Origin of the sequence: Streptomyces sp. NPDC014889, from assembly GCF_043081205.1 — a bacterium.
Taxonomy (GTDB): Bacteria; Actinomycetota; Actinomycetes; order Streptomycetales; family Streptomycetaceae; genus Streptomyces.
This window is the reverse complement of the sequence record NZ_JBIBWH010000004.1, coordinates 1-24,722: the sequence shown is the minus strand read 5'-3', so window position 1 is coordinate 24,722 and position 24,722 is coordinate 1. Positions and strand designations below refer to the sequence as shown.

General features: G+C 73.7%; 20 protein-coding genes and 1 pseudogene. 6 read left to right on the top strand and 15 right to left on the bottom strand.

Features of this window, described 5'->3' with window-relative positions:
• From ACF09J_RS08935 to ACF09J_RS08885, 11 genes are all read right to left on the bottom strand, one after another.
• Window positions 1-1,944 carry an ABC transporter permease gene (locus ACF09J_RS08935; RefSeq protein WP_392304704.1) on the bottom strand — a complete coding sequence of 648 codons (1,944 nt, stop codon included), beginning with the start codon at window positions 1,942-1,944 and terminating at the stop codon, window positions 1-3.
• Window positions 1,944-3,080: a glycine betaine/L-proline ABC transporter ATP-binding protein gene (locus ACF09J_RS08930; RefSeq protein ID WP_392304703.1), complete on the bottom strand. Its 1,137-nt coding sequence runs from the start codon at window positions 3,078-3,080 to the stop codon at window positions 1,944-1,946. The genes ACF09J_RS08935 and ACF09J_RS08930 overlap by 1 nt, the downstream gene beginning before the upstream one ends.
• Window positions 3,080-4,606 (bottom strand): GMC family oxidoreductase, encoded by a 1,527-nt coding sequence (locus tag ACF09J_RS08925; RefSeq protein ID WP_392304702.1) that lies wholly within the window; start codon window positions 4,604-4,606, stop codon window positions 3,080-3,082. Before ACF09J_RS08925 ends, ACF09J_RS08930 begins: the two co-directional genes overlap by 1 nt.
• Before the next feature lie 111 nt (window positions 4,607-4,717).
• Entirely contained in the window at window positions 4,718-6,244 is a 1,527-nt protein-coding gene (locus ACF09J_RS08920; RefSeq protein ID WP_392304701.1) for an aldehyde dehydrogenase family protein, read from the bottom strand.
• A 192-nt stretch (window positions 6,245-6,436) separates the two neighbouring features.
• Window positions 6,437-7,363 (bottom strand): hypothetical protein, encoded by a 927-nt coding sequence (locus ACF09J_RS08915; protein WP_392304700.1) that lies wholly within the window; start codon window positions 7,361-7,363, stop codon window positions 6,437-6,439.
• An 11-nt stretch (window positions 7,364-7,374) separates the two neighbouring features.
• Window positions 7,375-7,728, bottom strand: a complete 354-nt coding sequence (locus ACF09J_RS08910) for a hypothetical protein (protein WP_392304699.1) — start codon at window positions 7,726-7,728, stop codon at window positions 7,375-7,377.
• Between the two features lie 24 nt (window positions 7,729-7,752).
• Window positions 7,753-9,501, bottom strand: a complete 1,749-nt coding sequence (locus ACF09J_RS08905; protein WP_392304698.1) for a hypothetical protein — start codon at window positions 9,499-9,501, stop codon at window positions 7,753-7,755.
• Between the two features lie 221 nt (window positions 9,502-9,722).
• The gene (locus tag ACF09J_RS08900) at window positions 9,723-10,712 is read right to left on the bottom strand and encodes a malate dehydrogenase (RefSeq protein ID WP_392304697.1); all 990 of its coding nucleotides are present in this window, start codon (window positions 10,710-10,712) and stop codon (window positions 9,723-9,725) included.
• Window positions 10,713-11,152: 440 nt separating this feature from the next.
• Window positions 11,153-12,583, bottom strand: a complete 1,431-nt coding sequence (locus ACF09J_RS08895) for a helix-turn-helix domain-containing protein (RefSeq protein WP_392304696.1) — start codon at window positions 12,581-12,583, stop codon at window positions 11,153-11,155.
• 495 nt (window positions 12,584-13,078) lie between these two features.
• Entirely contained in the window at window positions 13,079-13,582 is a 504-nt protein-coding gene (locus tag ACF09J_RS08890) for a DUF3017 domain-containing protein (protein ID WP_392304695.1), read from the bottom strand.
• Window positions 13,572-14,426 (bottom strand): bifunctional methylenetetrahydrofolate dehydrogenase/methenyltetrahydrofolate cyclohydrolase, encoded by an 855-nt coding sequence (locus ACF09J_RS08885; protein ID WP_392304694.1) that lies wholly within the window; start codon window positions 14,424-14,426, stop codon window positions 13,572-13,574. The genes ACF09J_RS08890 and ACF09J_RS08885 overlap by 11 nt, the downstream gene beginning before the upstream one ends.
• A 252-nt stretch (window positions 14,427-14,678) precedes the next feature.
• Here ACF09J_RS08885 and ACF09J_RS08880 point away from each other — a divergent pair, with 252 nt between their 5' ends.
• The 4 genes from ACF09J_RS08880 to ACF09J_RS08865 all read left to right on the top strand — a co-directional run bounded on the left by ACF09J_RS08880 (window position 14,679) and on the right by ACF09J_RS08865 (window position 18,214).
• Window positions 14,679-15,275, top strand: a complete 597-nt coding sequence (locus tag ACF09J_RS08880) for a hypothetical protein (protein ID WP_392304693.1) — start codon at window positions 14,679-14,681, stop codon at window positions 15,273-15,275.
• Between the two features lie 124 nt (window positions 15,276-15,399).
• Window positions 15,400-16,146, top strand: a complete 747-nt coding sequence (locus tag ACF09J_RS08875) for an FHA domain-containing protein (protein ID WP_392304692.1) — start codon at window positions 15,400-15,402, stop codon at window positions 16,144-16,146.
• On the top strand, window positions 16,143-17,732 hold the full coding sequence (locus ACF09J_RS08870; RefSeq protein WP_392304691.1) for a protein kinase: 1,590 nt from the start codon (window positions 16,143-16,145) through the stop codon (window positions 17,730-17,732). The genes ACF09J_RS08875 and ACF09J_RS08870 overlap by 4 nt, the downstream gene beginning before the upstream one ends.
• Before the next feature lie 125 nt (window positions 17,733-17,857).
• Window positions 17,858-18,214, top strand: a complete 357-nt coding sequence (locus tag ACF09J_RS08865; RefSeq protein ID WP_392304690.1) for a hypothetical protein — start codon at window positions 17,858-17,860, stop codon at window positions 18,212-18,214.
• A gap of 74 nt (window positions 18,215-18,288) precedes the next feature.
• Here ACF09J_RS08865 and purH read toward each other — a convergent pair whose 3' ends face one another.
• Window positions 18,289-19,854, bottom strand: a complete 1,566-nt coding sequence (gene purH / locus ACF09J_RS08860) for a bifunctional phosphoribosylaminoimidazolecarboxamide formyltransferase/IMP cyclohydrolase (RefSeq protein WP_392304689.1) — start codon at window positions 19,852-19,854, stop codon at window positions 18,289-18,291.
• Window positions 19,851-20,480, bottom strand: coding sequence for a phosphoribosylglycinamide formyltransferase (purN, locus tag ACF09J_RS08855; RefSeq protein ID WP_392304688.1), 630 nt, complete (start codon window positions 20,478-20,480; stop codon window positions 19,851-19,853). The genes purH and purN overlap by 4 nt, the downstream gene beginning before the upstream one ends.
• Before the next feature lie 367 nt (window positions 20,481-20,847).
• On the opposite strand from purN, the gene ACF09J_RS08850 reads away from it, so the two are divergent.
• Complete coding sequence (locus ACF09J_RS08850; protein WP_392304687.1) at window positions 20,848-21,645, top strand: hypothetical protein; 798 nt, start codon at window positions 20,848-20,850, stop codon at window positions 21,643-21,645.
• Here ACF09J_RS08850 and ACF09J_RS08845 read toward each other — a convergent pair.
• Entirely contained in the window at window positions 21,635-23,467 is a 1,833-nt protein-coding gene (locus ACF09J_RS08845) for a DUF6350 family protein (protein ID WP_392304686.1), read from the bottom strand. The genes ACF09J_RS08850 and ACF09J_RS08845 overlap by 11 nt on opposite strands.
• Before the next feature lie 96 nt (window positions 23,468-23,563).
• Here ACF09J_RS08845 and ACF09J_RS08840 point away from each other — a divergent pair, with 96 nt between their 5' ends.
• The gene (locus ACF09J_RS08840; protein ID WP_392304685.1) at window positions 23,564-24,463 is read left to right on the top strand and encodes an RNA polymerase sigma factor; all 900 of its coding nucleotides are present in this window, start codon (window positions 23,564-23,566) and stop codon (window positions 24,461-24,463) included.
• A 126-nt stretch (window positions 24,464-24,589) separates the two neighbouring features.
• Here the strand turns inward: ACF09J_RS08840 and ACF09J_RS08835 are convergent.
• A pseudogene (locus ACF09J_RS08835) lies at window positions 24,590-24,722 on the bottom strand (succinate--CoA ligase subunit alpha); the annotation flags it as partial.

Here is a 24,722-nt window from a genome sequence, read left to right as displayed (position 1 = left end):
TCAGGCTCCCTTCCCGGGGCGGCGGCCGGTCGGCTGGGTCACCCGGTCGAGCATCAGGCCGAGGCAGACGATCGCCGCGCCGGCGACCAGACCGGTCGCCAGGTCGCCCTGGGCGAGGCCGAACACCACGTCGTAGCCGAGCGCGCCGCCACCGACCAGGCCACCGATGATCACGACGGCGAGGACGAGCACCACGCCCTGGTTGACGGCGAGCAGCAGCGCCGGGCGGGCCAGCGGAAGCTGCACCTGGCGGAGCTGCTGGCCGCTGGTCGCGCCGAGCGAGCGGGCGGACTCCAGGGCGGCCGGATCGACCTGGCGCAGGCCCTGCGCGGTGATCCGGACGACCGCGGGGAGGGCGTAGACGACGGCTGCGGCGACGGCCGGGGCGCGACCCACGCCGAACAGCGCGACCACCGGGATCAGGTACACGAACTGCGGCATCGTCTGGAAGACGTCCAGGACCGGGCGCAGCAGCTTCTCGAAGCGGTCGCTGCGGGCGGCGGCGACGCCGGTCGCGAAGCCGAGGACGAGGGTGACGGCGACGGCCGCCAGTACCTGGGACAGGGTGTCCAGGGACGGCTTCCACACGCCGAGCACACCGATGGCGGCCATGGCGAGGACGGCGGTCAGCGCGGTGCGCCAGGTGCCGATCAGCCAGGCGAGGGCGGCGACGATCAGCAGCACCGACCACCACGGAAGCCACTGGAGGCCGGAGCGGACCGGGTCCAGGATCCAGGTGGTGAAGCGGCCCGCCCAGTCGGCGGTGCCGCCGATGTACGGGACGCCGGAGTACAGGTGGGCGGTCATCCAGCCGACGGCCCGGTTGACGGGCTCGGCGATGCCGGCGGTCCAGCCGGCGGGCCAGTCCGGGCGGCCCGCCAGGCGCGCGAGGAGGGCGACGGCCACGGTGGCGACGGCGGCGCAGGCCCAGGGGCGGACGCCCTGCCGCTCCTGCCCGAGGCGCTCTCCGGCGGCCCCGGTCACCCGGTCCAGTACGACGGCCAGCAGCACGATGGGGATGCCGGCCGCGAGGGCTGCGCCCACGTCGACCGAGGCGAGCGCCTGGTAGACGCGGTCGCCGAGGCCGCCGGCGCCGATCACGGAGGCGATGACCGCCATGGACAGCGCCATCATGATCGTCTGGTTGAGGCCGAGGAGGAGTTCCTTGCGGGCCAGTGGGATACGGGCGGTCAGCAGCCGCTGGCGCGCGGTGGCGCCGAGGGAGTCGACCGCCTCCAGCACCTCCGGGTCCGCGCCGCGCAGGCCGAGCGCGGTCAGCCGCGCCATGGGCGGGGCGGCGTAGACGACCGTGGCGAGGACGGCGGCGGGTACGCCGATGCCGAAGACCAGGACGACGGGCAGCAGGTACGCGAACGCCGGGAGCACCTGCATGGTGTCCAGGACCGGCCGCAGGACGCGGTCCATGCGGTCGGACAGGCCCGCGGCCAGACCGAGCAGCATGCCCACGAGCACGGAGGCGAGCACCGCGACCACCATGAGGGCGAGCGTCTGCATGGTCGGCACCCACATGCCGAGCAGTCCGCAGGCGAGGAAGGCGGCGGCCGTGCCGAGGGCGAGCCGGACACCGGCCACGCGCCATGCCACGAGGGCGGCACCGGCCGTGACGCCCGCCCAGCCGGCGGCGAGGAGCGTGAGGTAGACGGCGCGCACGGAGATCACGACCGCGTTGCTGACGTGGCCGAGGAAGTAGAGGAACAGCGGGTGGCTGTCGCGGTTGTCGATGATCCAGTCGCTGGCGCCGGCGAGCGGCCGGGACAGGTCCACCGTCAGCTCGTGCGGCCAGGTGCCGCTCGCCCAGCGGCTGTGGGCCAGCGGGACGAGCACGGCGGCCAGGACCGCGAGGACCAGGAGTTTCCGCGCGGCGGGGCGTTGGAGCACGCCGGGCAGACCGGCGCGCGGGGCCGGTACGTCGATCGTGGCCATCAGACGGCTTCCGGAGTGACGCCGGCGTCGTCCGGGACCGCTTCCCTGGGCCCGCGCGGCACCGTGGCGTCGGTTCCGGCCACCACGGACAGCAGCGCGTCCGAGTCGACGACGCCGACACAGCGGCCCGCGTCGACCACGCGTGCCGGTGCTCCGGCTCGCGCCACGGCCTCGATGGCCTGCGCGACCGTCGCCTCCGGGGGGACCGCCGGACCGTTCCCGGCCTCGTCGGCGGAGGCCGGGCGCATGGCGCCGCGGACGGTCAGGACCTGCTCGCGCGGGACGTCCCGGACGAACTCGCGGACGTAGTCGTCGGCCGGGGAGCCCACGATCTCCTCGGGGGTGCCCAGCTGGACGATGCGGCCGCCGCGCATCAAGGCGATGCGGTCGCCGAGCCGGAGGGCCTCCTGGAGGTCGTGGGTGATGAAGACCATCGTCCGGCCCTCCTCCCGGTGCAGGCGGACGACCTCCTCCTGCATGTCCCGCCGGATGAGCGGGTCGAGCGCGCTGAACGGCTCGTCGAACAGCAGCACTTCGGGGTCCACGGCGAGGGCGCGGGCCAGGCCGACCCGCTGGCGCTGGCCGCCGGAGAGCTGGGCCGGGCGGCGCTCCTCCAGGCCCGTCAGGCCGACCTTGGCGACCATCTCGGCGGCCCGCTCGCGCCGTTCGGACCGGGCGACGCCCTGGATCTGCAGGCCGTAGGCCACGTTGTCGAGGACCGTGCGGTGCGGCAGCAGGCCGAAGTGCTGGAAGACCATCGCGGCGCGGTGCCGTCGCAGGGCGCGCAGCCGGGCCCCGTCCATGGCGCGCACGTCCTCGCCGTCGATGGCGATGGTGCCCGCGGTGGGCTCGATCAGCCGGGTCAGACAGCGCACCAGCGTGGACTTTCCGGAGCCGGACAGGCCCATGACGACGAAGACCTCGCCCTTGCGCACGTCGAAGGAGACGTCGCGGACCGCGGCCGTGCAGCCGGTGCGCTCGCGCAGTTCGGCGGCGCCGAGCGCGCCGAGTTCCCGGTCGGCGGGGACCCGGCCGGCGCGGGGGCCGAAGACCTTCCACAGGCCGTCCACCGAGAAGACGGGGGTGGCCTCGGAGCCGTCGGTGGGAGGTTTGCGGGTGGGGACGGCGAGAGCCATCAGCGCTCACCCCCGAGCAGGTCGACGGCCTTCTCCCCGACCATGAGCACACCGATCATGGGGTTCACGGCGGGCATGGCGGGGAAGACGGAGGCGTCCGCGATCCGGATGCCGTCCAGTCCGCGGATGCGCAGCTCCGGGTCGACGACCGCGAGTTGGTCGTCGACGGCGCCCATCCGGCAGGTGCCCGCCGGGTGGTAGACGGTGTGCGCGGCCTTGCGGGCGTACTCGCTCAGCTCCGCGTCGCCGAGGATCTCGGGACCGGGGCACACCTCCCGCTTCAGCCAGCCGGCCAGCGGTTCGGTCCTGGCGATCCGGCGGGCGGTGCGGATGCCGTCGACGAGCGTGCGGGCGTCGTAGTCGTCCTCGTCGGTGAAGTAGCGGAAGTCCAGGGCCGGTTTGACGGACGGATCGGCGCTGGTGAGGTACAGCCGGCCCCTGCTCCTAGGCTTGGGGATGTTCGGGGTCATCGACACGCCGTACTGCGGGCGTTCGTAGCCCAGCCGCTCCGGGTTGTCCGTGAACGGGATCTGGTAGAAGTGGAACATCAGGTCCGGTCCCGCGCTCTCGGGGTCGCGGCGCACGAACAGGCCGGCGTCGGAGTCCATCGCGGAGTTCTCCGGTATGGGGCCGTTCGTCTCCCACACGATCACCGACTCGGGGTGGTCTAGCAGGTTCTCGCCGACGCCCGGCAGATCGTGGACGACGGGGATGCCGAGCTTCTCCAGGTCCGCCTTCGGGCCGATGCCGGAGTGCAGCAGCAGCCGCGGCGAGTCGACGGCGCCCGCGCAGAGCACGACCTCGCGGCGGGCTCGTACGAGGTGTTCGGCGCCGTCGTTGGTGCGCACGTGGACGCCCTCGGCGCGGGTGCCGTCGAGCTGGAGCCGGTACGCCCAGGTCTCCAGCAGGATGGTCAGGTTGGCGCGCTCGTCCATCACCGGGTGCAGATACGCCACTGAGGCGCTGGAGCGCTTGTTGTCCTCCGGGTGGTAGGCGAGGTCGAAGAAGCCGACGCCCTCGTGGAACGGCTTCTTGTTGAAGCCCTCGACGCGCGGCACCGCGAGCGCGGCCTGCGCGGCGTCGACGAAGTCGCGGGCGATGGCGTTGCGGTCCTTGTCGTCGACGGCCACGATGTTGTTCTTGAGCCGGGCGTAGTACGCCTCCATCGGGACCGCGCCCCAGCCCTTGGCGCCGGCCGCCTCCCACTCGTCCCAGTCGGACGGCAGCGGCTTGAACGCGATGAGCGTGTTGTGCGAGGAGCAGCCGCCGAGGACGCGGGCGCGGCTGTGCCGGATGTGGGAGTTGCCGCGTGGCTGCTCGGTGGTGGGGTAGTCGTAGTCCAGTTCACCGCCGAGCAGGCCCATCCACCGGCGCAGGGTCAGCACGTCGTCGCGGCCGACGTCGCTGGGGCCGCCCTCGATGACGGCGACGGTGACGTCCGGGTTCTCGGTGAGGCGGGAGGCGATGACGGAACCGGCCGTGCCGCCGCCTATGACGACGTAGTCGAACTCATGGGTGTCGGGCATCGGGATCCACTCCAGTGGGGGGTCGGGAGATCCGGGGACTTCGGAGGTCTGCGGTGGTGCCGGACGCATGCGGCCGCGATGACGGGCGCCCCGCCCGCGGCCCGCGGGGGCTCAGCCCGCGAACCAGCGCACCGGCCTGGGGGCGAGGTTCTGGTAGACGTGCTTGGTCTCGCGGTACTCGGCGAGCCCGGCGGGGCCGAGCTCGCGGCCGACGCCGCTCTTGCCGAAGCCGCCCCATTCCGCCTGCGGGAGGTAGGGGTGGAAGTCGTTGATCCAGACGGTGCCGTGCCGCAGCCGGCCGGCCACGCGCCGGGCGCGGCCCGCGTCGGCGGTCCACACGGCGCCCGCGAGCCCGTACTCGGTGTCGTTGGCGAGCGCGACCGCCTCGTGCTCGGTGCGGAAGGTCTCGACGGTGAGGACGGGTCCGAAGACCTCCTCCCGGACGACCTTCATCTGGCGCGTGCAGTGGTCGAGGACCGTCGGCTCGTAGAAGTAGCCGGTGGCGGGCCGGGTCTCCGCGGGCTCGGGCCGCTTGCCGCCGCAGCGCGGTACCGCACCCTCGGCGAGCGCGGAGGCGACGTACGCCTCGATCCTGGCGCGCTGCCGCTCGGAGACGAGCGGGCCGCACTCGACGCCGGGCGCGGTGCCACGGCCCAGGCGGATCCTCTGGGCACGGCGGGCGAGTTCGGTGACGAAGCGGTCCCGGACGGACTCCTCGACGATGAGCCGGGCCCCCGCGGAGCAGACCTGGCCGCTGTGCAGGAAGGCCGCGTTGAGGGCCTGGTCGACGGCGGTGTCGAAGCCCTCGTCGGTCGCGCAGGCGTCGGCGAAGACGATGTTGGGGTTCTTGCCGCCGAGTTCGAGGGCGACCTTCTTGACCGTGTCGGCGGCGGCCCGGGCCACCTTGGCGCCGCTGACCAGGCCGCCGGTGAAGGAGACGAGGGCGACGTCGGGGTGTTCGGCGAGCCGGACGCCGACGGTGTGGCCGGGTCCTGTGACGATGTTGGCCACGCCCGCGGGCAGGCCGGCCTCGACGAGCAGGCCGATCAGCGCGACGGTGGTCAGCGGGGTGATCTCGCTCGGCTTGATCACGAAGGTGTTGCCGGCGGCGAGCGCCGGGGCGATCTTCCAACTGGCCTGGAGCAGCGGGTAGTTCCAGGGCGTGATCAGCGCGCAGACGCCGACCGGCTCATGCACGACGACGCTGTGCACATCGGGCGTGCCCGCGTCCACGACCCGGCCGGGGGCCTCCGCGGCGGCGAGGTCGGCGAAGTAGCGGAAGGCGTCGGCGACGCAGTCGACGTCGACGCGGCCCTCCTCCGCGGTCTTGCCGGTGTCCCGGCTCTCCAGCAGGCCGAGCTCCTCCCGGTCGCGCACCAGGAGGCCGGCCACCCGGCGCAACAGGGCGGCGCGCTCGGCGACCGGGGTGCGCGGCCAGGCGCCCTCGCCGCCGTCGAAGGCGCGCCGGGCGGCCTCGACGGCCACGTCCGCGTCCTTCTCGTCGCCCTCCGCGACCACGGCGAACGGTGCCGCGTCCGCGGGATCGAGGATCTCGCGTGTGGCGCCGCCGATCGCCTCGCGCCACTCCCCGCCCGCGTGGATGGTGCCGCGCGCACCGTGTCCCGTACTGTCCGCCATGATCGGTACTGCCTTCCGCTCCCGCTCAGTTGCCCTGCGTCATGCCGTGCCCTGCGCAGGAAGAGTGAGCGGGCACCTGCCCCCTTCCTCGGGGTCCATGCCCTACCGGTGACCGGAAGTGTTCCGGGTCACGGAACTTGGGGACATCGCGGAACAAAAGGGACGACAGGGCGTACCTGGAACGACGGCGGCTCAGCCTCCGCAGGTGGCGGAGGAGGGGCAGAACCAGTCCAGCGCCGCCGCCAGAACCCCCCGCTCGTCGTCGCGGCCGTCGGACTCGGGCCCGTAGGAGGCGAGCGCGTACAGCCTGCCGTCGGCGGCCTGGAAGCGTTCGTCCACCACGTACCAGGTGCCGATGTCCGGTTCGCCCCTGAGGGAGTCGGCCAGGTACTCCAGCCGGGAGCCGGTGAAGTCGCCGCTGTCCAGGTTCACCCGGGACAGCGTCCGGAAACCCGGGGGCTTGGGCACCGCCTCGGACAGGTACAGGTCGAACGACTCGTCCGGGGAGAACTCCCGCACCTCGTACACCTGGAGCCGGTGACGGCCCGTGGAATCACGGTAGTTGACGATGTCCATGCCGTACTGGGAGGTCACGGTGGACCGCTGGTGCTGCCAGCCCTCGGGCACGGCGATGCGGAAGCCCTCCGGGTCGTCGTAGGCGGTGTAGCCGGCCGGCGGCTCGTCGGCCGACGGGGACGGCGTCCCGGTGTCCGGTTCCGGTGAGACGTACGTGGCCGGGGGCGGTTCGGACACGGCGGGCGTGCCGCTCGTCGTGGCGGCCACCCGGTCGCCGCCGTTCCTTCCGCCGCCGAGGCCGAGGGTCACCACCAGGGCGACGGCGACGCCGACGGCGGCGGACGCGCCGATCACCGCCCAGACGGTACGGCGGCTGTGCCCGCCGGGCACGGCCGGCGGCGCGGGCGGGGCCGGCGGCGCGGGCGGGGCCACCACGGGCCACACGTCGGTGGGTGCGTCGGGATCCCGGACCCCACCCGGCGGCCACGCCGGCAGAGGGCCCGGCCGGGCGGGCGGCGGCGGGGTCGCCCGCGCCACGTCCCGTGTGCCGTCCTCCCAACGCTGGGTCTCGTCGTTCCAGTGCCGCCCGTCCCCGTTCACCACGGTGTTCCCCCTCACATCCCGAGCAGGCCGGCCACCGTCCCGGCCGACGCGAGCAGGGTCAGCACCGACTGGGCGTCGGTGAGCAGTTCGCGCAGCCGCTGCCGCCTGCTCGCCCCGGCGGCGCCGGTGCGGGTGATCTCGTCCTCGGTGTCGGCCAGCGTGGCGTCCAGGTCCCGGGTCTGCTCGGTGCTCCGCAGGCGCCTCAGATCGGCGCGCAGCTCCCGTACGGCCTGGAGCAGTTCCTCGTCGGCCGGGTCGCGCGGGGCCGTGTGGTGGTGACTCTCGGCATGCGCGTGGCTGCCGATGGCGAAGGTGCTGTGGGAGACGTCGCCGAGGCTGACGCCCGGCTCATCCGCGGTGGTCATCGCTGCCGGGTCCCTTCTGTCCGGTCACTGACCGTCGGTGGTCGGGGAGGTGGTGCGGGGGGTGTGCGCGCCGTCGCCCGCGGTGGAGGCCGCGTGGGCGTGCTCGCCGATCGCGAACGTGCTGCGCGCGACCGAGTCGATGTGCACGCCGCCGTTGCTGATGTTGACGACCTTCTGGACGAACTCACCCGTCCGGTAGCCGTGTTCGGTCAGTGCCGTGCGCACGCCGTGTGCGATGCGGTCCTGGATGCTGCGCAGGTAGCGATCGACGTCCATCTGCTGGAACAACGAGCGGGAACGGGCCGCGCCCAGCTCCCGTACGGACACGGCCGGACCCTCGGGCAGGGCGTTGCCGTAGCCGCCGGTGAGCAGCTGCCAGCCGTGGCCGGCGGCACGGAACAGGGTGAACAGGGAGCGGACCGCCGAGACGGGCACCTGTCCTGCGGCCCAGGTCGCCCTGCCGAACGGGCTGTTGTTGCGCAGCTGGTGAGCCATGCGGTCGGCGTCCTTGAAGTCCTCCCGGATCGGCATCAGCACATGCGGGGCGATCTCCAGCATCAGCATCCGCCCCTGGGTGTGGACGCGCACGTGGACCGTGACGACCAGTTCCTCCTCCCAGCCGCCGACCCGCACCCGCAGGAAGTGCCGCCGTTTCTCGGCGCCCTCCTCCACGGCCCGGTCCCGGTGCGCCTCGAAGGCCTCCCGGCCGTACGGGGCGTCCTCACGGCGGGTCATGCCCTCGGCGGGCAGGAACACGCACTCGTCCAGCTCCAGCCAGCGCAGCCGGTCGCGGACCGCGTGCCCCGCGTACTGGGGGGGCAGCCGCAGGCCCTCCAGGAGCGACCGAACGGTGTCCAGGACCGTGCGGTTGCTCAGCGGGCGCGGTTCCCTCCCCTCGGCGGGACGCATCTGGACGGCGAGCACCCAGGTGTCGTGGGCCTTGCCCGCGCCGCAGAACGGGTGCGACTCGCGGTACATGACCAGCGGGGCGTGCTGTTCCAGCCGGATGCGCTCCTTCAGCCGCTGGAAGCGCGGACTCTCCGCCCGCTCCGCCGGGTCGGAGGCGGCGTCCGGGAAGCGCTCCGGGGCCAGTTCGCCGCCCAGGGCGCGGGCGAACTGGCTGCGCTGGACGCCCGCGCACACGGCGACGGCCAGGAACAGCACGAGCGCCAGCCAGGCCTGCAGCGCGCCGATCGTGCCGTGGCCGCCGAGCATGCCGGACAGCCCGGGCAGCAGGCCAAGCAGGAGGCCCTTCGGTCCGTCGACGTAACCGTGGCGTGCGGCTTCGGCCTCCTCCTTGCCGGAGAACGCGGCGACCACCGTGGCGAGCAGCAGGACCGCGAAGACCAGGCGGCCCAGCCAGCGCATGGCGAGCGCCGCCGCCTTGCGTCCCGCCGGCTCGCGCGGGTCGTCGCCGCGGACGGCCACGCCCGTCGCCAGCAGCAGGCCGGGCAGGAGGTAGACGGCCATCGCCCCGCCGGTCAGCGGCCAGCCCACGATCCACAGACCCACGATCGCCGCGGCCCAGCCCACCTCCACGCGGCGTGCGCGCAGGGCGTGCGCCAGCACGCGCGCCGCGTCGAAGCCGAGGGAGGGGGCCACGATCCGCTGTTCGTTCAGGTGCAGTTCCTCGATGACGCGGTCCCGGAAGACGGGGTCCAGATAGGTCCCCGCGCACAGCAGCCGGGTGGCCTCGCTCGCGTGCGGCGGCATGGGCGGGGGCGCGTCCGGGGGCGGCGGCTGCGGTTGCTTCGGCACGGATGCGGTGCTCACGCGACTCCCCCGAGATGCGAAAGGTCCTCAGTTCCACAGAACTGATGAACCATCAGCATAGAGGGGCGGAAAGCCGCGAGGGAAGCGAATTGTCAAGAGGGCACCACGGTGACACGAGCCACACCCGACGGCCGTCTCCTTCCGTCCCGATCGGGCGGCACGAACACACAGGCCCCGCTCCGGACGGATCCGGAACGGGGCCTGCGGACAGGTGCGGTGGCTCAGATCAGGCCGAGGGAGCGGACCGCCTCGCGCTCCTCCTCGAGCTCCTTGACGGAGGCCTCGATGCGGGCGCGGGAGAAGTCGTTGATCTCCAGTCCCTGGACGATCTGGTACGAGCCGTCCTTGCAGGTGACCGGGAAGGAGGAGATCAGGCCCTCGGGGACGCCGTAGGAGCCGTCCGACGGGATGCCCATGGAGGCCCAGTCGCCGTCGGCGGTGCCGTTGACCCAGGTGTGCACGTGGTCGATGGCGGCGTTGGCGGCGGAGGCGGCCGACGAGGCGCCGCGGGCCTCGATGATGGCCGCGCCGCGCTTGGCGACGGTCGGGATGAAGTCCTCGGCCAGCCACTTCTCGTCGTTCACGACCTCGGCGGCGTTCTTGCCGGCGACCGTGGCGTGGAAGATGTCCGGGTACTGGGTCGCGGAGTGGTTGCCCCAGATCGTCAGGCGCTTGATGTCGGCGACCGTCGAACCCGTCTTCTTGGCGAGCTGGGTCAGCGCGCGGTTGTGGTCCAGGCGGGTCATCGCGGTGAAGCGCTCGGCGGGCACGTCCGGGGCGGCGGCCTGGGCGATCAGCGCGTTGGTGTTCGCGGGGTTGCCGACGACCAGCACCTTGACGTCGTCCGCGGCGTGGTCGTTGATGGCCTTGCCCTGCGGCTTGAAGATGCCGCCGTTGGCCTCGAGGAGGTCGCCGCGCTCCATGCCCTTGGTGCGGGGGCGGGCGCCGACGAGGAGGGCGACGTTGGCACCGTCGAAGGCGACGTTCGGGTCGTCGCTGATGTCGATGCCCTGAAGCAGCGGGAACGCGCAGTCGTCGAGCTCCATGGCCGTGCCCTCGGCGGCCTTCAGCGCCGGCGTGATCTCCAGGAGGCGCAGTTTGACCGGCACGTCCGCGCCGAGCAGCTGGCCGGAGGCGATGCGGAAGAGCAGGGCGTAACCGATCTGGCCGGCCGCGCCGGTGACGGTGACGTTCACGGGAGTGCGGGTCATGGCGTTCTCCGTATGACAGCTGGCGGTGGGGCGTCCCTGCCCCGGGGTGCGGGATCCCGCCGCCGGCCGCTGACCGGCGGCGCCGCGATGACCGATCACTCAACGGATGATCGATCTCTTGGCGTCAAGAGAGATCCAGCCGTCAGGCTATCGCCTCTCCGGGATCTCGGACGGCCGGGCCCCTGTGGCCCGGCCCACAGAGCGACCCGGTGACGTGGGAGAGGCGGCCGCCCGTCCGGGAGAGGAGGGACGAGGGCGGCCGCCGTATGGGGGTTGCCGGAAAACCGGACTCCCGTGGGGGTACTGTCCGCGTGCCCGGTTCGGCGGCCCCCACACCTGCCCCGTGCGACTTGTCATCCGGACGGCCCCGTACCGCCACCGCGGTCACGGCACCAGCCGGTGCACCCCGTCTGTACCAGCGCCGGTGCACCCCGTCTGTACTAGCCGGTGCACCCCGTCTGTCCCGAGGCCAGCGTCGCGCACGCCTTGGCCTGCTGCGCGTCCCGCACCGCGACCATGGGCGTGTACGCGATCGTCTCGCCGTCCGCCGCGAGCGCGCCGCGTTCCGTGCGCGCGCCGACCGTGACCCGGACCTCGTCACCCTGGACCGCCTGGGTGATACGGGCCCAGGCGGCGCCGCAGGTCCTGCTGTAGCGGACCTCGAGCAGGGTCGTGCCGACGGTGACGCTGTCGGCCGTGCTCACCAGGTTGCCGCTGCACCCCATGGCCTCGGCGTCCTTGCCGGTGCAGCCGTCCGCGACGCACTTGACGCCGGCCGGCAGGCTGACGTCGGCGGAGGGAGAGGGCGACTTGGGCGCGTCCGCGGCCTTCTTGCCGTCCCCGCCGCCGGTGAGGAGGAAGACGGCGCCGATCACGGCCAGGGAGCTGGCCGCTCCCGCGAGGAACATCATCACCTGCCGCTTCCGTCCCCCGCCGCCCGAGGAAGCGGGACGGGGAGAGCGCGGGGGCTCGCCCTGCGGGCCGGGGGAGGCCGGGGTGTACGGGCCGCCCGGGTCGCTCTGGGCGTACGGACCGGCGGAGACCACGGGCTGCGGGCTCGTGAGTCCGGCGGCCGGCCCGGCGCCCCCGGCCGCGGGCGCCTTGACGTCGGGGGTGCGTCCGCCCGTCCGGGACGGTCCCTGGTAACCGGCCAGCCCCCAGGAGTTGCCACCCGACGACGTCTGGGTGCCGGGAGCGGAACCGGCACCGGCCCCGGTGGATCTGGTGGCTCCGGTGGTTCCCGCGGCCGAGCCGGCGCGGGTCCCGGATGCCGGGTCGAGGTCCGGACTCTCGCCGGGAGCGGCGGGCCCGGGCGCGGTGGCCGGGAGGTGAGCCGTCGCCACGGCGTCCTCCGGGGCCGGCGGCGCCTTCCGCGCGGTGCCCTCACGCGCGTCCGCGTCGGACGCCGTCGGCTGCACGGGCACCGCGGGGGACACGCCCGCCGGGCCCGCGCTCCCCGGTTCCGCCGTGGCGACGCCGTTCCTGCGGGCGGGCTTGCCTCCACCCGCCTCGGCGCCGGGTGACCCCGCGCCCAACTCCCCGAGCTCGGCCCGCGCCTGGGCTATCCGGATGGCCTCCATGGTCCGGTCGTGGCGCAACTCCGCCCGGCTCCAGGCCCGTTCGGCCAGCTCCCACATGGTGGTGAGGTGGACCGGATTGGTGCCGGTGACCTCGGCGAGCGCCACGACCGCGCCCTTGGGCGCCAGGAGCCGTCCGTTGAGGTACCGCTCCCAGGACGTCTTGCTGTAACCCGTGCGATCGGCGAGCGCAGCGACACTCAGGCCGCCGCGGTCCACGAGCCGGCGCAACTGACTCGCGAACTCCCTGATCTGTGGATCGAGTTCATCGGGCAAGGCCTTCCAACGAGGCATCGCTTCCCCTTCCCCCCGGTACGTGCTGGTTGTTCCCCGCGCGTGACGCCTGTGCCGAGTCGCTGTTCTCGCTGCCCAGTTCTCGCTACCCACAGGAGCGCGCCCCGCCAGGATCTCAGGTCCCGCATCAGGGGCGCACGGGAGCACTCGGGCCGGAGCGCGCGCCCGGTGCGCCGACTGCCCACGCTAGCCGGACGGGTGGATCGCTCTCAGCCGCACGGCGGACTCTGTCGACACCTCGGCACATCCCGGATCCGGGCGTGACCTCGTGCGTCCCAGCGGTCCCCGGCGCCTCGGCTCTCCGGCCCTCCGGCCGAGGCCGAGTCCGGTCCGGGGTCCTGTGGCAGAGCGCGGACACCGTAGCGGAACGGTCACTTCCGTGCCACAGCGCACGGAAAGGCGTTGAACGGCCCGTTCGCCGTGCAGGAGGCTTGGTCCCGGCGGCGGCCCGTCCTGACTCGGGGGAGAGGACGGGCCGCCGTACGCACCGTGGTGCTAGCCGTTGCGGACCGTGAAGTGCAGCGCGTCGTCCAGGAACGGGATCTCCAGCCAGGGCTTCGGCTGGGCCATCAGCGCAAGCAGGACGATGGCGCAGCCCAGCAGGCCGAAGGTGACGATGTCCGTGAAGCGGGAACGGACCGCGAGCATGCCGACCCGGGGCAGGAACCAGCGCAGCCCGGCCCCGCCGAGCAGCGCGAGGCCGATCAGCAGCAGACCGACCCTGAAGGCGTCGAAGGCGGTCACCAGCAGCCCGAGCCCCACCGTGCCCAGCACGGCCAGCAGCGGCCACTGCCGAGCGGGCGCCGGTGCGTCGCCGGGCGCGGCCCGGCCGCCGCCCTCCGGCCGCGCGGTGTCCCGCGTGAACAGCGGGAAGCGGCGTGTGCCACGGCGCGCCCTGCCCGAGGCGTCCACGACAGCCACCGGGTCCCGTACCTCTACCTCTGTCTCCGGCTCCGCGGGAGCGGCCTCCCGCCCGGTGCCCTCCGTCTCAGCCGACACTGCGCTCCGCCGCCTCGACCACGTTCACCAGCAGCTCGGCCCGGGTCATCGGGCCGACCCCGCCCGGGTTCGGGGACAGCCAGCCGGCCACCTGGGCCACGTCCGGGTGGACGTCGCCCACGATCCGGCCCTCGGCGTTGCGGGAGACACCGACGTCGAGGACGGCCGCGCCGGGCTTGACGTCCTCGGCGCGGATCAGGTGCGGGGAACCCGCCGCGGCGACGATGATGTCCGCGCGGCGCAGGTGCGCGGACAGGTCGCGGGTGCCGGTGTGGCACTGGGTCACCGTGGCGTTCTCGCTGCGCCGGGTCAGCAGCAGCGGCATCGGTCGGCCGATGGTCACGCCGCGGCCGACGACCACGACCTCGGCGCCCTTGATCTCCACCCCGTGGCGGCGCAGCAGCGTCAGCACGCCGTTGGGAGTGCAGGGCAGCGGGGCGGGCTCGTTGAGGACGAGCCGGCCGAGGTTCATCGGGTGCAGGCCGTCCGCGTCCTTGTCCGGGTCCATCAGCTCCAGGACGCGGTTCTCGTCGATGCCCCTGGGCAGCGGAAGCTGGACGATGTAGCCGGTGCAGGAGGGGTCCTCGTTCAGCTCCCGGACGACCGCCTCGATCTCCTCCTGGGACGCCGTGGCCGGCAGTTCCCGCTGGATGGAGGCGATGCCGACCTGGGCGCAGTCGCGGTGCTTGCCGGCGACGTACTTACGGCTGCCGGGGTCGTCCCCGACCAGGATCGTGCCGAGGCCGGGCGTGACGCCCTTCTCCTTCAGCGCCGCCACGCGGGCGGTCAGATCGGATTTGATCTCGGCTGCGGTGGCCTTGCCATCGAGAATCTGGGCGGTCATGTCCTTATCCTCGCGGATGACCGGCTCCCGGTTCCAATCCGGGTGGTCCGCCGGGTTCCCCGCACGCCCGTGATCGGTGACGTTGCCGTTGCGCAACAGCTGGGGCACGTGGCTGGACAAGTAAGCCCGTGGTAAAGAACCATGGGCAGCACAGTGCCGCGGGCAGTACCGGGGGGACCGACCGCTTCCGATTTTCCTCCGAACCATGCTGCGCGTTGTCCCCGCACTCGAGGCAACGGAGGAAAGATCGCCATGAGCTTCGGCGACCCGAACAACCCCTACGGTCCGCCGCAGGGCCAGCCCGGCCAGCCGCAGGCCCCGCAGGGCCAGCCCGCTTACCCGCAGGCCCCACAGGGCCAGCCCGGCTACGGGTACCCGCAGGCGCCGCCCGTCGGCCAGCCGTACGGCTACGGCCTTCCGCCCGAGATGCCGGGCCTGATCAAGACCGCCCGGGTGCTGCTGTTCATCCTGGCCGGTTTCCAGTTGCTGGTCGGCATCATCGTCGGCATCGCGGGCGCGGCCCTCCAGGACGCCTCCAACGGCCTCGGATCCGGGGACACCACCAGCATGGCGACCGGCCTCGTCATCCTGATCGCCCTCCTGATGCTGGTGATCGGCAGCCTGTCGATCTTCCTGGGTGTCAAGTTCAAGAACGGTGGCAGCGGCATCCGCATCACGACCATCGTGTACGCGTCGCTGATGATCCTCGGCAGCGTCGTCAACATCGCCAACGGCCAGGGCGGTTCGGTCACCTTCGGCGGACTCGTCTCGCTCGCCTTCGGCGGCATCATCCTCGCCGCGATGGTGAACAGCGCGGCCTCCGCCTGGTTCAGCCGTCCGCGCTACTGACCGGGACGGTCGCATTCGCGCCATTCATCCTCAAGGGCCGTGTCTCACCCCGTAAGGGGGGACACGGCCCTGGTGCGTCGCCCTAGTCTGGATTCCGTAGCCGTCAGGCACGGGGAGACGCACCTTGTACAGCATCATCGTGGTACCTCCGCCGACCACGGGGGACGGACGACACAGCACCCAGTTCCGGCTCGCGCCCTGCGAGCGCCTGGCCTTCGGGCGCTCCGCCCCGGACAACGACCTGGTGATCGCGCACGACGGGGTGTCCCGCCGCGCCGGTGAGATCACCGCGCACGGGGCGTTCTGGATATTGAGCAACCTCTCCGCCCGCCACACGTACGTCGTGGAGAACCCGGAGGGCGCGGGCGAGCACATCAAGGTCGCGCCGGGGCGGCTGGACGCGCCGGTTCCCTTCGAGTTCTCCCGGATCGTGCTGCCCGCGGCCGGTGACCTGCTGCCCATCGAGGTGTGGGCGCCGCGGCACGACTATCTGAGCGGCGCGGACGGAACCGAGGGCGAACCCACGGCGCCGGCGTTCTCCGTGGACCGCAGCAAGCGCTACTTCGCGGTGCTCGCCGCCCTGTGCGAGCCCCGGCTGCGCGGGGACCCGCACGCCGCGGCGCCGACCGTCGACCAGGTGGTCGAACGGCTGCGCCCGGCCTGGCCGGCCGCTTCGCGTACCTCGGTGCAGTGGAACATCGACTACCTGGCCGTGAAGCTGCGGCTGAAGCCCGGCCCGGAGACCGCCGAGACCGGTCCCCGCCTCAACGGGAAGAAGGAGTCGCTGGTCTCCCTGGCCCTGCGCTTCGACCTGGTGCGGGAGGACGACCTGGCCGTCCTCGCGGGCCGGCCGAGCCGGGTGTCCCGGTGACCGAGCCGTACGCCGTGCCGGTGCCCCGCGGGTACCGGGTCGGCGTCTGGGAGGTGTGCAGACCCATCGCCACGGGCGCCTTCGGCAGCGTCTACGAGGGGCGCCGCACCGGAGGCGACGGGACGCTGCCGCGCACGGCCGCCCTGAAGTTCCTGCCCACCGGCACCGGCACCCCGCGCCAGCTCACCCACCTGCGCGAACTCGTCGAGCGCGAGGTCGCGTTGCACCGCAGGCTGCGCCGCCCTCGGCTGATCCGGATGTACGAGACCCTGACCGTGGACGACCCGGCCCGCCCCGCCCTGGACGGCGCCACCGTGCTCGTCCTGGAGAAGGCCCGGGGCTCGCTGGCGGCGCTGCTCGACGCCGGGCCCCTGCCCGGCACGGGACCCGTGCTGCTGGCACAGATCTGCGAAGGGCTCGCCCAGTTGCACCGGGCGGGCTGGGTGCACGGGGACCTGAAACCGGCCAACGTGCTGCTGATGCCGGACGGTTCGGTGCGTCTGGCCGACTTCAACATGGCCGCCGAACTGGAGGGCACCCACGCCTACACGCCGGCCTTCTGCACCCCCGACTACACCCCGCCCGAACTGCTGTGGTCCGAGATCGGCGAACGCGGGCGCCGGATCCGCCCGTCCACCGATGTATGGGCCTACGGCGTCCTCGCCCATCTGGTCCTCACCGGCGCCTTCCCGCTGCCCGGCGCCACCCCGACGCTCCGCAGGGACGCGGCCGCCGCGTACGCCGGCGGCGCTCAGGAACTGCGCCTGTCCCCCGAACTCCCCGACGCCTGGCGGGAGATCGTCGGCGGCTGCCTGGCCCGTACGCACGAGGACCGCATCGGCACCGAGGCCCTGCTGCGCCGGGTCTCGGCGGCGGCCGGGACCTCCCGGCCGCCCCGCATCGCGCGGATCCCCCGAATCCCCCGGATTTCCAGGGTTGCCGGGATTCCCCGAGCCCGCCGCCGGCACCGCGCGGCCGTCCTGGGCGCGGCGCTCGCCGTGGCGGCCGCGGCGGTGCTCGTCCACGGCCTGGGCACCCGCGCCGACCGCCCGCCCGACGCCGAGGAAGCCGCACCGTCGGCGACACCCGCCGCGTCCGCCTACGGCGCCGCCGAACTCCGAACCGACCGCGGCGTCCCCGTCGTCCACCGGCGGCTGATCGTCGACGCCGCGCACGGCTGCGACAAGCCGGACGTCACACCCGCGCTGATCGCCGCCATGCTGAAGGTGGAGAGCGACTTCGACCCCGGCCTGTCCGACCCGGCCGCGGACGAGTACGGCATCGCCCGGTGGACACCCGCGGTGCTGCGCTGGTGGATGCGGTCCGACGGGCAGCCGGCCCCCTCGGTCCCCCGGCCTCCCTTCTCCCCCGCCGTGTCCGTCCCGGCCATGGGCCGCTACCTGTGCTTCATCGAGCCACGGCTGGAGCCCGGGCTGACCGGTGACCGGCGGGTGCTGATCGCCGCCGCCTACCGGACGTCGTACCGGAAGGTGAACGCGGCGGGCGGAGTCCCCCCGAAGTACCGCGACTACGGCGCCCGTGTCGCGCACTACCTCAAGGAGTACACGCCGCCGGGCGGGAAGTGACCCTGGGACGTCCGAGGTACCGCGGCCGCCCTGCCCGCGGCACGGTGGAGCCGTCCACCCACCCCACGGGGTGGCAGGACCTCGACCAGGTCCTCGACTCGGGCAGGAACAAGGGGGAAACAGTCATGACCATCATCCGCAAGGCGCTCGCCATGGGCGCCGCCACCGTCACCGCCGGCGCCGCTCTCGCCCTCGGCATGGCGGGCAGCGCCCAGGCCGCGTCGCCGTGCTGGAAGAGCGGCTCCGTCTGGTACTGCAACAACGCCAGCGGCGCCAACGTCTACAAGAGCACCAACACGGGGACCGTCGTGGGCCGCATGTACTCCAACCCGTCCTGGTTCGTCTGCAAGTTCGACGGCGGGCAGAACCACGGCGGGCCGCACCCCACCCGCTGGGTCTACACCCAGGCGGACAACGGGGCCTGGGGCTGGATGAGCGACAACAACATCGCCTCGGAGACCAACCCGCTGCCCACGTGCTGAGGCCGGCGTGAGCGCGGCCTCCGGCTCTCTCGTGGAGAGGGCCGGAGGCCGCGGCCGTCAGGGGCGTTCGCCGGTCAGTGGAAGAAGTGGCGGGTCCCGGTGAAGTACATCGTCACGCCCGCCTTCTGCGCGGCCTCGACGACCTGGTCGTCGCGGATCGAGCCGCCCGGCTGGACGATCGCGCGGACGCCGGCAGCGATGAGGATCTCGGGGCCGTCGGGGAACGGGAAGAAGGCGTCCGAGGCCGCGTAGGAGCCGCGGGCACGCTCCGCGCCGGCCCGCTCGACCGCCAGCTTGCAGGAGTCGACGCGGTTGACCTGGCCCATGCCGACGCCGACCGAGGCGCCGTCCTTGGCGAGCAGGATCGCGTTGGACTTCACCGCCCGGCAGGCCCGCCACGCGAAGGCGAGGTCGGCCAGCTCCCCGGCCGACAGCGCCTCGCCGCTGGCGAGGGTCCAGTGGGCCGGGTCGTCGCCGTCGGCCTGGAGCCGGTCGGTGGCCTGGAGCAGCACGCCGCCGTCGATGTGCTTGGCCTCCACCCGCGCGCACGGGCCGTTCGGGGCCTTCAGCACCCGGATGTTCTTCTTCTTGGCGAGGGCCTCCAGCGCGCCGTCCTCGTAGTCCGGCGCGACGATGACCTCGGTGAAGATCTCCGCGACCTGCTCGGCCATCTCCTTGCTGACCGGGCGGTTGACCGCGATCACCCCGCCGAACGCGGACAGCGGGTCGCAGGCGTGCGCCTTGCGGTGCGCCTCGGCGACGTCCGCGCCGACCGCGATGCCGCACGGGTTGGCATGCTTGATGATCGCCACGCACGGCTCGTCGTGGTCGTACGCGGCACGGCGGGCGGCGTCCGTGTCCGTGTAGTTGTTGTACGACATCTCCTTGCCGTGGAGCTGCTCGGCCTCGGCGAGTCCGCCGGCCGGGCCGCCGGTGTAGAGGGCGGCGGGCTGGTGCGGGTTCTCGCCGTAGCGCAGGGTGTTCTTGCGCACGTACGTGGCACCGAGGAAGTCCGGGAAGGAGGAGTCGTCGGCGGGCGCGTAGGAGGAGGCGAACCAGGAGGCGACGGCCACGTCGTAGGCGGCCGTGTGCTGGAAGGCCTCGGCGGCCAGCCGCCCCCGGGTGGCGAGGTCGAAGCCGCCGTCCTGCACCGCGGCGAGGACGTCGGCGTACCGGTCCGGGCTGGTGACGACGGCCACGGACGGGTGGTTCTTGGCGGCGGCGCGGACCATCGAGGGGCCGCCGATGTCGATCTGCTCGACGCACTCGTCGGGCGAGGCGCCGGAGGCGACCGTCTCGCGGAACGGGTAGAGGTTGACCACGACGAGGTCGAAGGGCTCGACACCCAGCTCGCCCAGCTGCCGCCGGTGGTCCTCCAGGCGCAGGTCGGCGAGGATGCCCGCGTGCACCTTGGGGTGCAGGGTCTTGACCCGGCCGTCCAGGCACTCGGGGAAGCCGGTGAGGTCCTCGACCTTGGTGACGGGCACGCCGGCCGCGGCGATCCGGGCGGCGGTGGAACCGGTGGAGACGAGTCCGACGCCGGCTTCGTGCAGCCCGCGGGCGAGCTCCTCCAGGCCGGTCTTGTCGTAGACGCTGACGAGCGCGCGCCGGATGGGCCGCTTGTTGCTCTCGGCGGTCACTGGATAACTACCTTTCGTCCCTCGATGCGATAGCCGTTGCGGGCGAGCCGCCCCACGACCTCGACGAGCAGCCTTCGCTCGACTTCCTTGATGCGCTCGTGCAGCGCGCTCTCGTCGTCCTCGTCCCGTACCTCGACCACGCCCTGGGCGATGATCGGGCCGGTGTCGACGCCGTCGTCGACGAAGTGGACGGTGCAGCCGGTGACCCTGGCCCCGTACGCGAGCGCGTCCCGCACGCCGTGGGCCCCGGGAAAACTGGGCAGCAGGGCGGGGTGCGTGTTGACGAACCGCCCGCCGAACCGCGCGAGGAACTCCTTCCCCACGATCCTCATGAACCCGGCGGAGACGACGAGGTCGGGCTCGTGGGCGGCGACGGCCTCGGCCAGCGCCGCGTCCCACTCCTCGCGCGTGCCGTAGTCCTTGACCTTCCGCACGAAGGTCGGCACCCCTGCGCGCTCGGCGCGCGCCAGCCCCTCGATGCCGTCGCGGTCGGCGCCCACGGCGACGATCTCGGCACCGTAGGCCTCGACTCCCGCGTCGGCGATCGCGTCGAGGAGCGCCTGGAGATTGGTGCCGGATCCGGAGACCAGCACGACGAGGCGCTTGGCCACGGGCTTGGCGGCCACGATGGGGCCCTTTCTCGGGGGAGCTGTTTTGTACGGTCGTACAAATGCTTCGCGCCCCCGGATACGGGGAAGCCTACGAAGCGGCCGACCGTCAGCAACGATACCGGCACATCGGACGGCCCCCATGGGACGGGGGCGTGGCCGGAAGGTAGCGTCTGGGGGGAGCTGGTACGGGAACGCAACACACGCACCGTGCGTTGACGCGGTGAGAGATCCCGGACCATGGGCCCAGTGCCCTTGAGGGGCTCTCCGCACCAGCAACCTCCGTGCCCGCACGGTCGTGCCGGACCAGCCGTGCCGGACGGGCCGTGCCGGACCAGCCCGTGCCAGACCATTCGTGACTCACCAAGGGGAAGACGCTCACTTGATGCCGGACCGCAGCCTGCGACTCTCCACGCTCCCTCCGCAGCCGGCGCAGGGAGGGCGGCACAGCGCCGTATTGCTGCGGGAGCGCCCGTCCACACCTCCGGACGCGGCCTCGGACGGGCGGTCCCCGGACGGGCGGGACGGCGCCGGACGCGGCAGCGCCGCCCCGGACGACAACCCCTTCGCACCGCCGCCGGAGGGCACCCCCGACCGCCCGTGGCAGCCCCGGCCCCAGTCCGGCCGTGACGCCTCCTCCGAGGGCGGTTCCGACGGGTCCGGCGACGGTGGCGGCCACTGGGGCAGCCAGTGGAGCGACCGCCAGCCCGGCCGCTCCCCCAGCGGCTTCGGCGAGCGCCCGCAGCGCCCCGGCGGCCCGCAGAACCCGAGCGGCGGCCCCAGCCCGCGCTGGGACCCCACCGACCCCGCCCAGCGCCGCGCGCGGTACGCCCTGCTGTGCGGCATGTGGGCCTTCTTCTTCGCCCTGTTCGGCTGGCCGTACGTGGCCCTGCTGCTGGGCGCGCTCTCCCTGTACTGGGGCGCCAGCTCGCTGCGCGCCAAGTCGCGCGGGCACGACCGCAACGGCCCGGCCCCCGAGGGCCGCCCCCAGACGACGGCCGCGATCAGCGGTCTGGTCACCGCGTCCCTGGCGCTCGCCCTGGTCGCCGTGAACTTCACGGCGCAGATCGTCTACCGCGACTACTACTCCTGCGTGAACGACTCCCTCACCCACGAGGCGAAGCAGTCCTGCGACCAGCATCTCCCGGCGGAGCTGCGGGGCGTGCTGGGGATCAGCGACTGACGGGAGCGTCCGGCGCGGGGGGCTCCTGCGCGCCGGGTTCCTGTGCGGAAGGCTCCCGCCGGGCGGGCGGGGCCACCGGGTTCCCGTGACCGGGGGCCGCGGGGGGATCCACCGGCTCCCCTGTTCCTGCCGGCTTCGTGCTCTCCTCCTCCCCCACCGCGGTCTCCCGCGGTGCCTCCGTGCCCGCCGCCGCTTCCCTCAACGCGGTCCAGCGGGCCTGCCGGGCCCCGTCCTCGTGCCAGGAGGGGACTCCCGGCACCGGCGGGTCGAGGAGCAGGACGTCGTACGGCTCGAGGAGATCGTCGTAGGGGACGGGCACCGGTGCGGGCCGCGGGGACCGGGGCTTCGAGGTCTTCGCCCGCAGGAGCCGGCCCCACCTGCTCACCCGCGCGCGCACGGCCTCTGCGGCCGACGGCCGCGGCACCGTGACGGTGGTGCCCGCCTTGGCCTCGGCGGTCTTCGGCCGGGCCGCGACGCTCACCGGTCCCCGGGCGAAGCGGCAGCGCCACGCCCGCAGCACCACCGCCGTCGGCACGGCCCCCACCGAGGTCCACACCAGCGCCGCCGCGCCCACCTGCCACCCCACCGGCCCGAACCGGGCGAGCGCGGCGTTCCCGAGCGGGCCGCCGGCGAGTGCCGCGAGCGCCCCGAGAACCGCCGCGCACAGCAGACAGGCCAGTCCTGCGCCGGCCACCGTCCGCCGCCACGACCAGGCCCGCAGGCCCGCACGCGACTCCCCGCCGCCCCGCTCCCCGCCGCCGCGCTCCTCCCGTACCGCCGCCCTGGCCACGAACCAGCCCATCGTCAGCCCCGCCACCACCGGCACCGACGCCGTCACCCAGTCCAGCTCGGTGCCGGGTCCGGGGTCCGGCACCGCGGCGAGCAGCGGGAAGGGCGGCAGCAGCGGGGCCGGGTCGGAGACCGGCGGACCGACGACATGGCCGGCGCCGAGCACGAAGCCTGGGCCGAGGGAGTACGCAGCCGCCCACAGCACCGCGTTCGGCAGCAGCGCCAGGCACAGCAGCAGTACGGCGAACCGTCCCGACCAGCCTTCGGTCAGCTCCAGGAAGGCCCGCTCGACCGACCCGGCGTGCGCCACCAGCGACACCGCGAGCAGCACGGCCCCGCCGCCGGCGAACACCATGGCCCCGGCGCCCGCCGCCCGCGCCGCGGCACCCAGGCGCGCCCGCGGACCAGGCCCGAGGAGCAGCCGCCGCGCACCGCCCGGCAGCAGGCGCAGCGCCCGTTCCAGGGGGGCGCGGGGGCAGCCGTACGCCGTCCACACGCCGCTGCCCGCCGCCGCCGCCGTGACCAGCGGTACGCACACCGCCGCCCACGCCCACGAGGGCCGCAGCGCACCGCCGGCCGCGTACGCGACAGCACCGGATCCGACGGCGAGGTAGCCGAGGACGACGCCCGCCCAGGCAGTGCGCGGGGGGACGAGCGGCCCGCCGTCGCCCCCGTCGGTCGTGTCCCGGGCCGCCCGGTGCACCAGCAGCACGGGCAGCGCGAGCAGCAGCAGCGGGGTCACGCCGACGGGCGCGGGGACCCCGGTGAGGGTCTCGGTGCGGATCAGTTCGGAGCCGTGCGCCAGCAGCCACAGCGCGGCGGCGACACGCAGCGCGCCGCCGGGCCCGCTGTCCGGATACGGCGAGCTGATCCACAGGACGATGACGAGCACGGCGAACGAGCCGAGGCCCAGCCCCGCCGCGACCGCACCGCCCAGGAACCCGGCTCCGAGGCCGGGTGAGCGGTCCCTCAGGCGGATGCGGAGGCGTGACAGCGGGGGACGTCGGCGGGTCGTCTGGATCACGGCCTCCATGCTCCCAACGGCACACGCTTTCCGGGCGCAACAGGCGAACCTCCGCCGTGTCACTCAATATACGATTATGTGCCTATTCACACGGAGGGACGCATCATGACGATTAGTCATGCGAACCCGCTGCCATCCCCCACGGCGGACCGGCGCTCCGGCGCGACCGCCTCCCTGACGCGGGATCAGGCCCTCGACGCGGCGGACGCCCCGCTGACGCCCGTTCAGGCCTTCGACGCCCTGTACGCGTTCTGCGCCCCGGCCCTCGTACGCCAGGCCTATCTGCTCACGGGCCGGCACGAGCGGGCGCGCGAGTCCGTGGAACAGGCCTTCCAACTGGCCTGGCAGCGCTGGCCGGAGGTGGCCCACGACCGGGACCCGGCGGGCTGGATGCGGGCGACGGTGTACGAGTGCGCGCTGTCTCCCTGGCACCGCTTCCGCCGGCGGGGCCGCACCCCCGACCCACCGGCCGACCCCGCGGACCGCGCGCTGCAACGCGCCCTGATGCTGCTCCCGCCGTCGTACCGCCGCACCCTGGTGCTCTACGACGGTGTCGGCCTCGACCTGCCCGAGACGGCGGCGGAGACGGAGGCGAGCACCCCGGCCGCGGCGAACCGGCTGATGCACGCGCGCGAGGCGCTCGCCGCGTGCCTGCCCGAGCTGGCCGACCCCGCGGAGCTGCACCGGCGGCTGGTCCGCCTGGCCTCGACGGAACGCCTCGGGGCGGGCGAGCCGGCCGGCGTGCGCACGACCGGGGAACGCCGGACCCGGTTCTGGACCCGGTCCGCCATCGCCTTCACGGCCACCATCATCGGCGCGACCACGCTCACCCTGCGCACCGCCCCCACGCACTACCTGGCCCCGGTCTCGCCCGGGCACGCGATCCACGGGCTGCCGGTGCAGGGCCTGCTCGGCCCGCTCCCGCCGGAGGCGCTCAAGGTGCGCGCCGAGCTGAGGAAGGCGTCGGCGGGCGGGCCGGAGCGGCTGGCCCCGGACAGCAGATGACAGGAACGGCCGGCGCCGGACGACTCGGCCGGTCCGCGCACGGAAACGCCGGTGGGCCCGCCCCCATCTGGGGACGGGCCCACCGGACCGGCTCCGGAGAGCTCAGCCGCCGAGGGCGGCCGGTGCTCAGCTGCCGAGGATGGCGCGGGCCAGCTTGGCCGTCTCGGTCGGGGTCTTGCCGACCTTGACGCCCGCGGCCTCCAGGGCCTCCTTCTTCGCCTGCGCGGTACCGGAGGAACCCGAGACGATGGCGCCCGCG

Bases quoted from the DNA above. Each gene is read 5' to 3' on its own strand.
- ACF09J_RS08935 (WP_392304704.1), bottom strand. From the start codon at position 1,944: ATGGCCACGATCGACGTACCGGCCCCGCGCGCCGGTCTGCCCGGCGTG.
- ACF09J_RS08920 (WP_392304701.1), bottom strand. From the start codon at position 6,244: ATGGCGGACAGTACGGGACACGGTGCGCGCGGCACCATCCACGCGGGC.
- ACF09J_RS08895 (WP_392304696.1), bottom strand. From the start codon at position 12,583: ATGCCTCGTTGGAAGGCCTTGCCCGATGAACTCGATCCACAGATCAGG.
- ACF09J_RS08885 (WP_392304694.1), bottom strand. From the start codon at position 14,426: ATGACCGCCCAGATTCTCGATGGCAAGGCCACCGCAGCCGAGATCAAA.
- ACF09J_RS08925 (WP_392304702.1), bottom strand. From the start codon at position 4,606: ATGCCCGACACCCATGAGTTCGACTACGTCGTCATAGGCGGCGGCACG.
- ACF09J_RS08880 (WP_392304693.1), top strand. From the start codon at position 14,679: ATGAGCTTCGGCGACCCGAACAACCCCTACGGTCCGCCGCAGGGCCAG.
- ACF09J_RS08910 (WP_392304699.1), bottom strand. From the start codon at position 7,728: ATGACCACCGCGGATGAGCCGGGCGTCAGCCTCGGCGACGTCTCCCAC.
- ACF09J_RS08865 (WP_392304690.1), top strand. From the start codon at position 17,858: ATGACCATCATCCGCAAGGCGCTCGCCATGGGCGCCGCCACCGTCACC.
- ACF09J_RS08850 (WP_392304687.1), top strand. From the start codon at position 20,848: ATGCCGGACCGCAGCCTGCGACTCTCCACGCTCCCTCCGCAGCCGGCG.
- ACF09J_RS08840 (WP_392304685.1), top strand. From the start codon at position 23,564: ATGACGATTAGTCATGCGAACCCGCTGCCATCCCCCACGGCGGACCGG.
- ACF09J_RS08845 (WP_392304686.1), bottom strand. From the start codon at position 23,467: ATGGAGGCCGTGATCCAGACGACCCGCCGACGTCCCCCGCTGTCACGC.
- ACF09J_RS08930 (WP_392304703.1), bottom strand. From the start codon at position 3,080: ATGGCTCTCGCCGTCCCCACCCGCAAACCTCCCACCGACGGCTCCGAG.
- ACF09J_RS08900 (WP_392304697.1), bottom strand. From the start codon at position 10,712: ATGACCCGCACTCCCGTGAACGTCACCGTCACCGGCGCGGCCGGCCAG.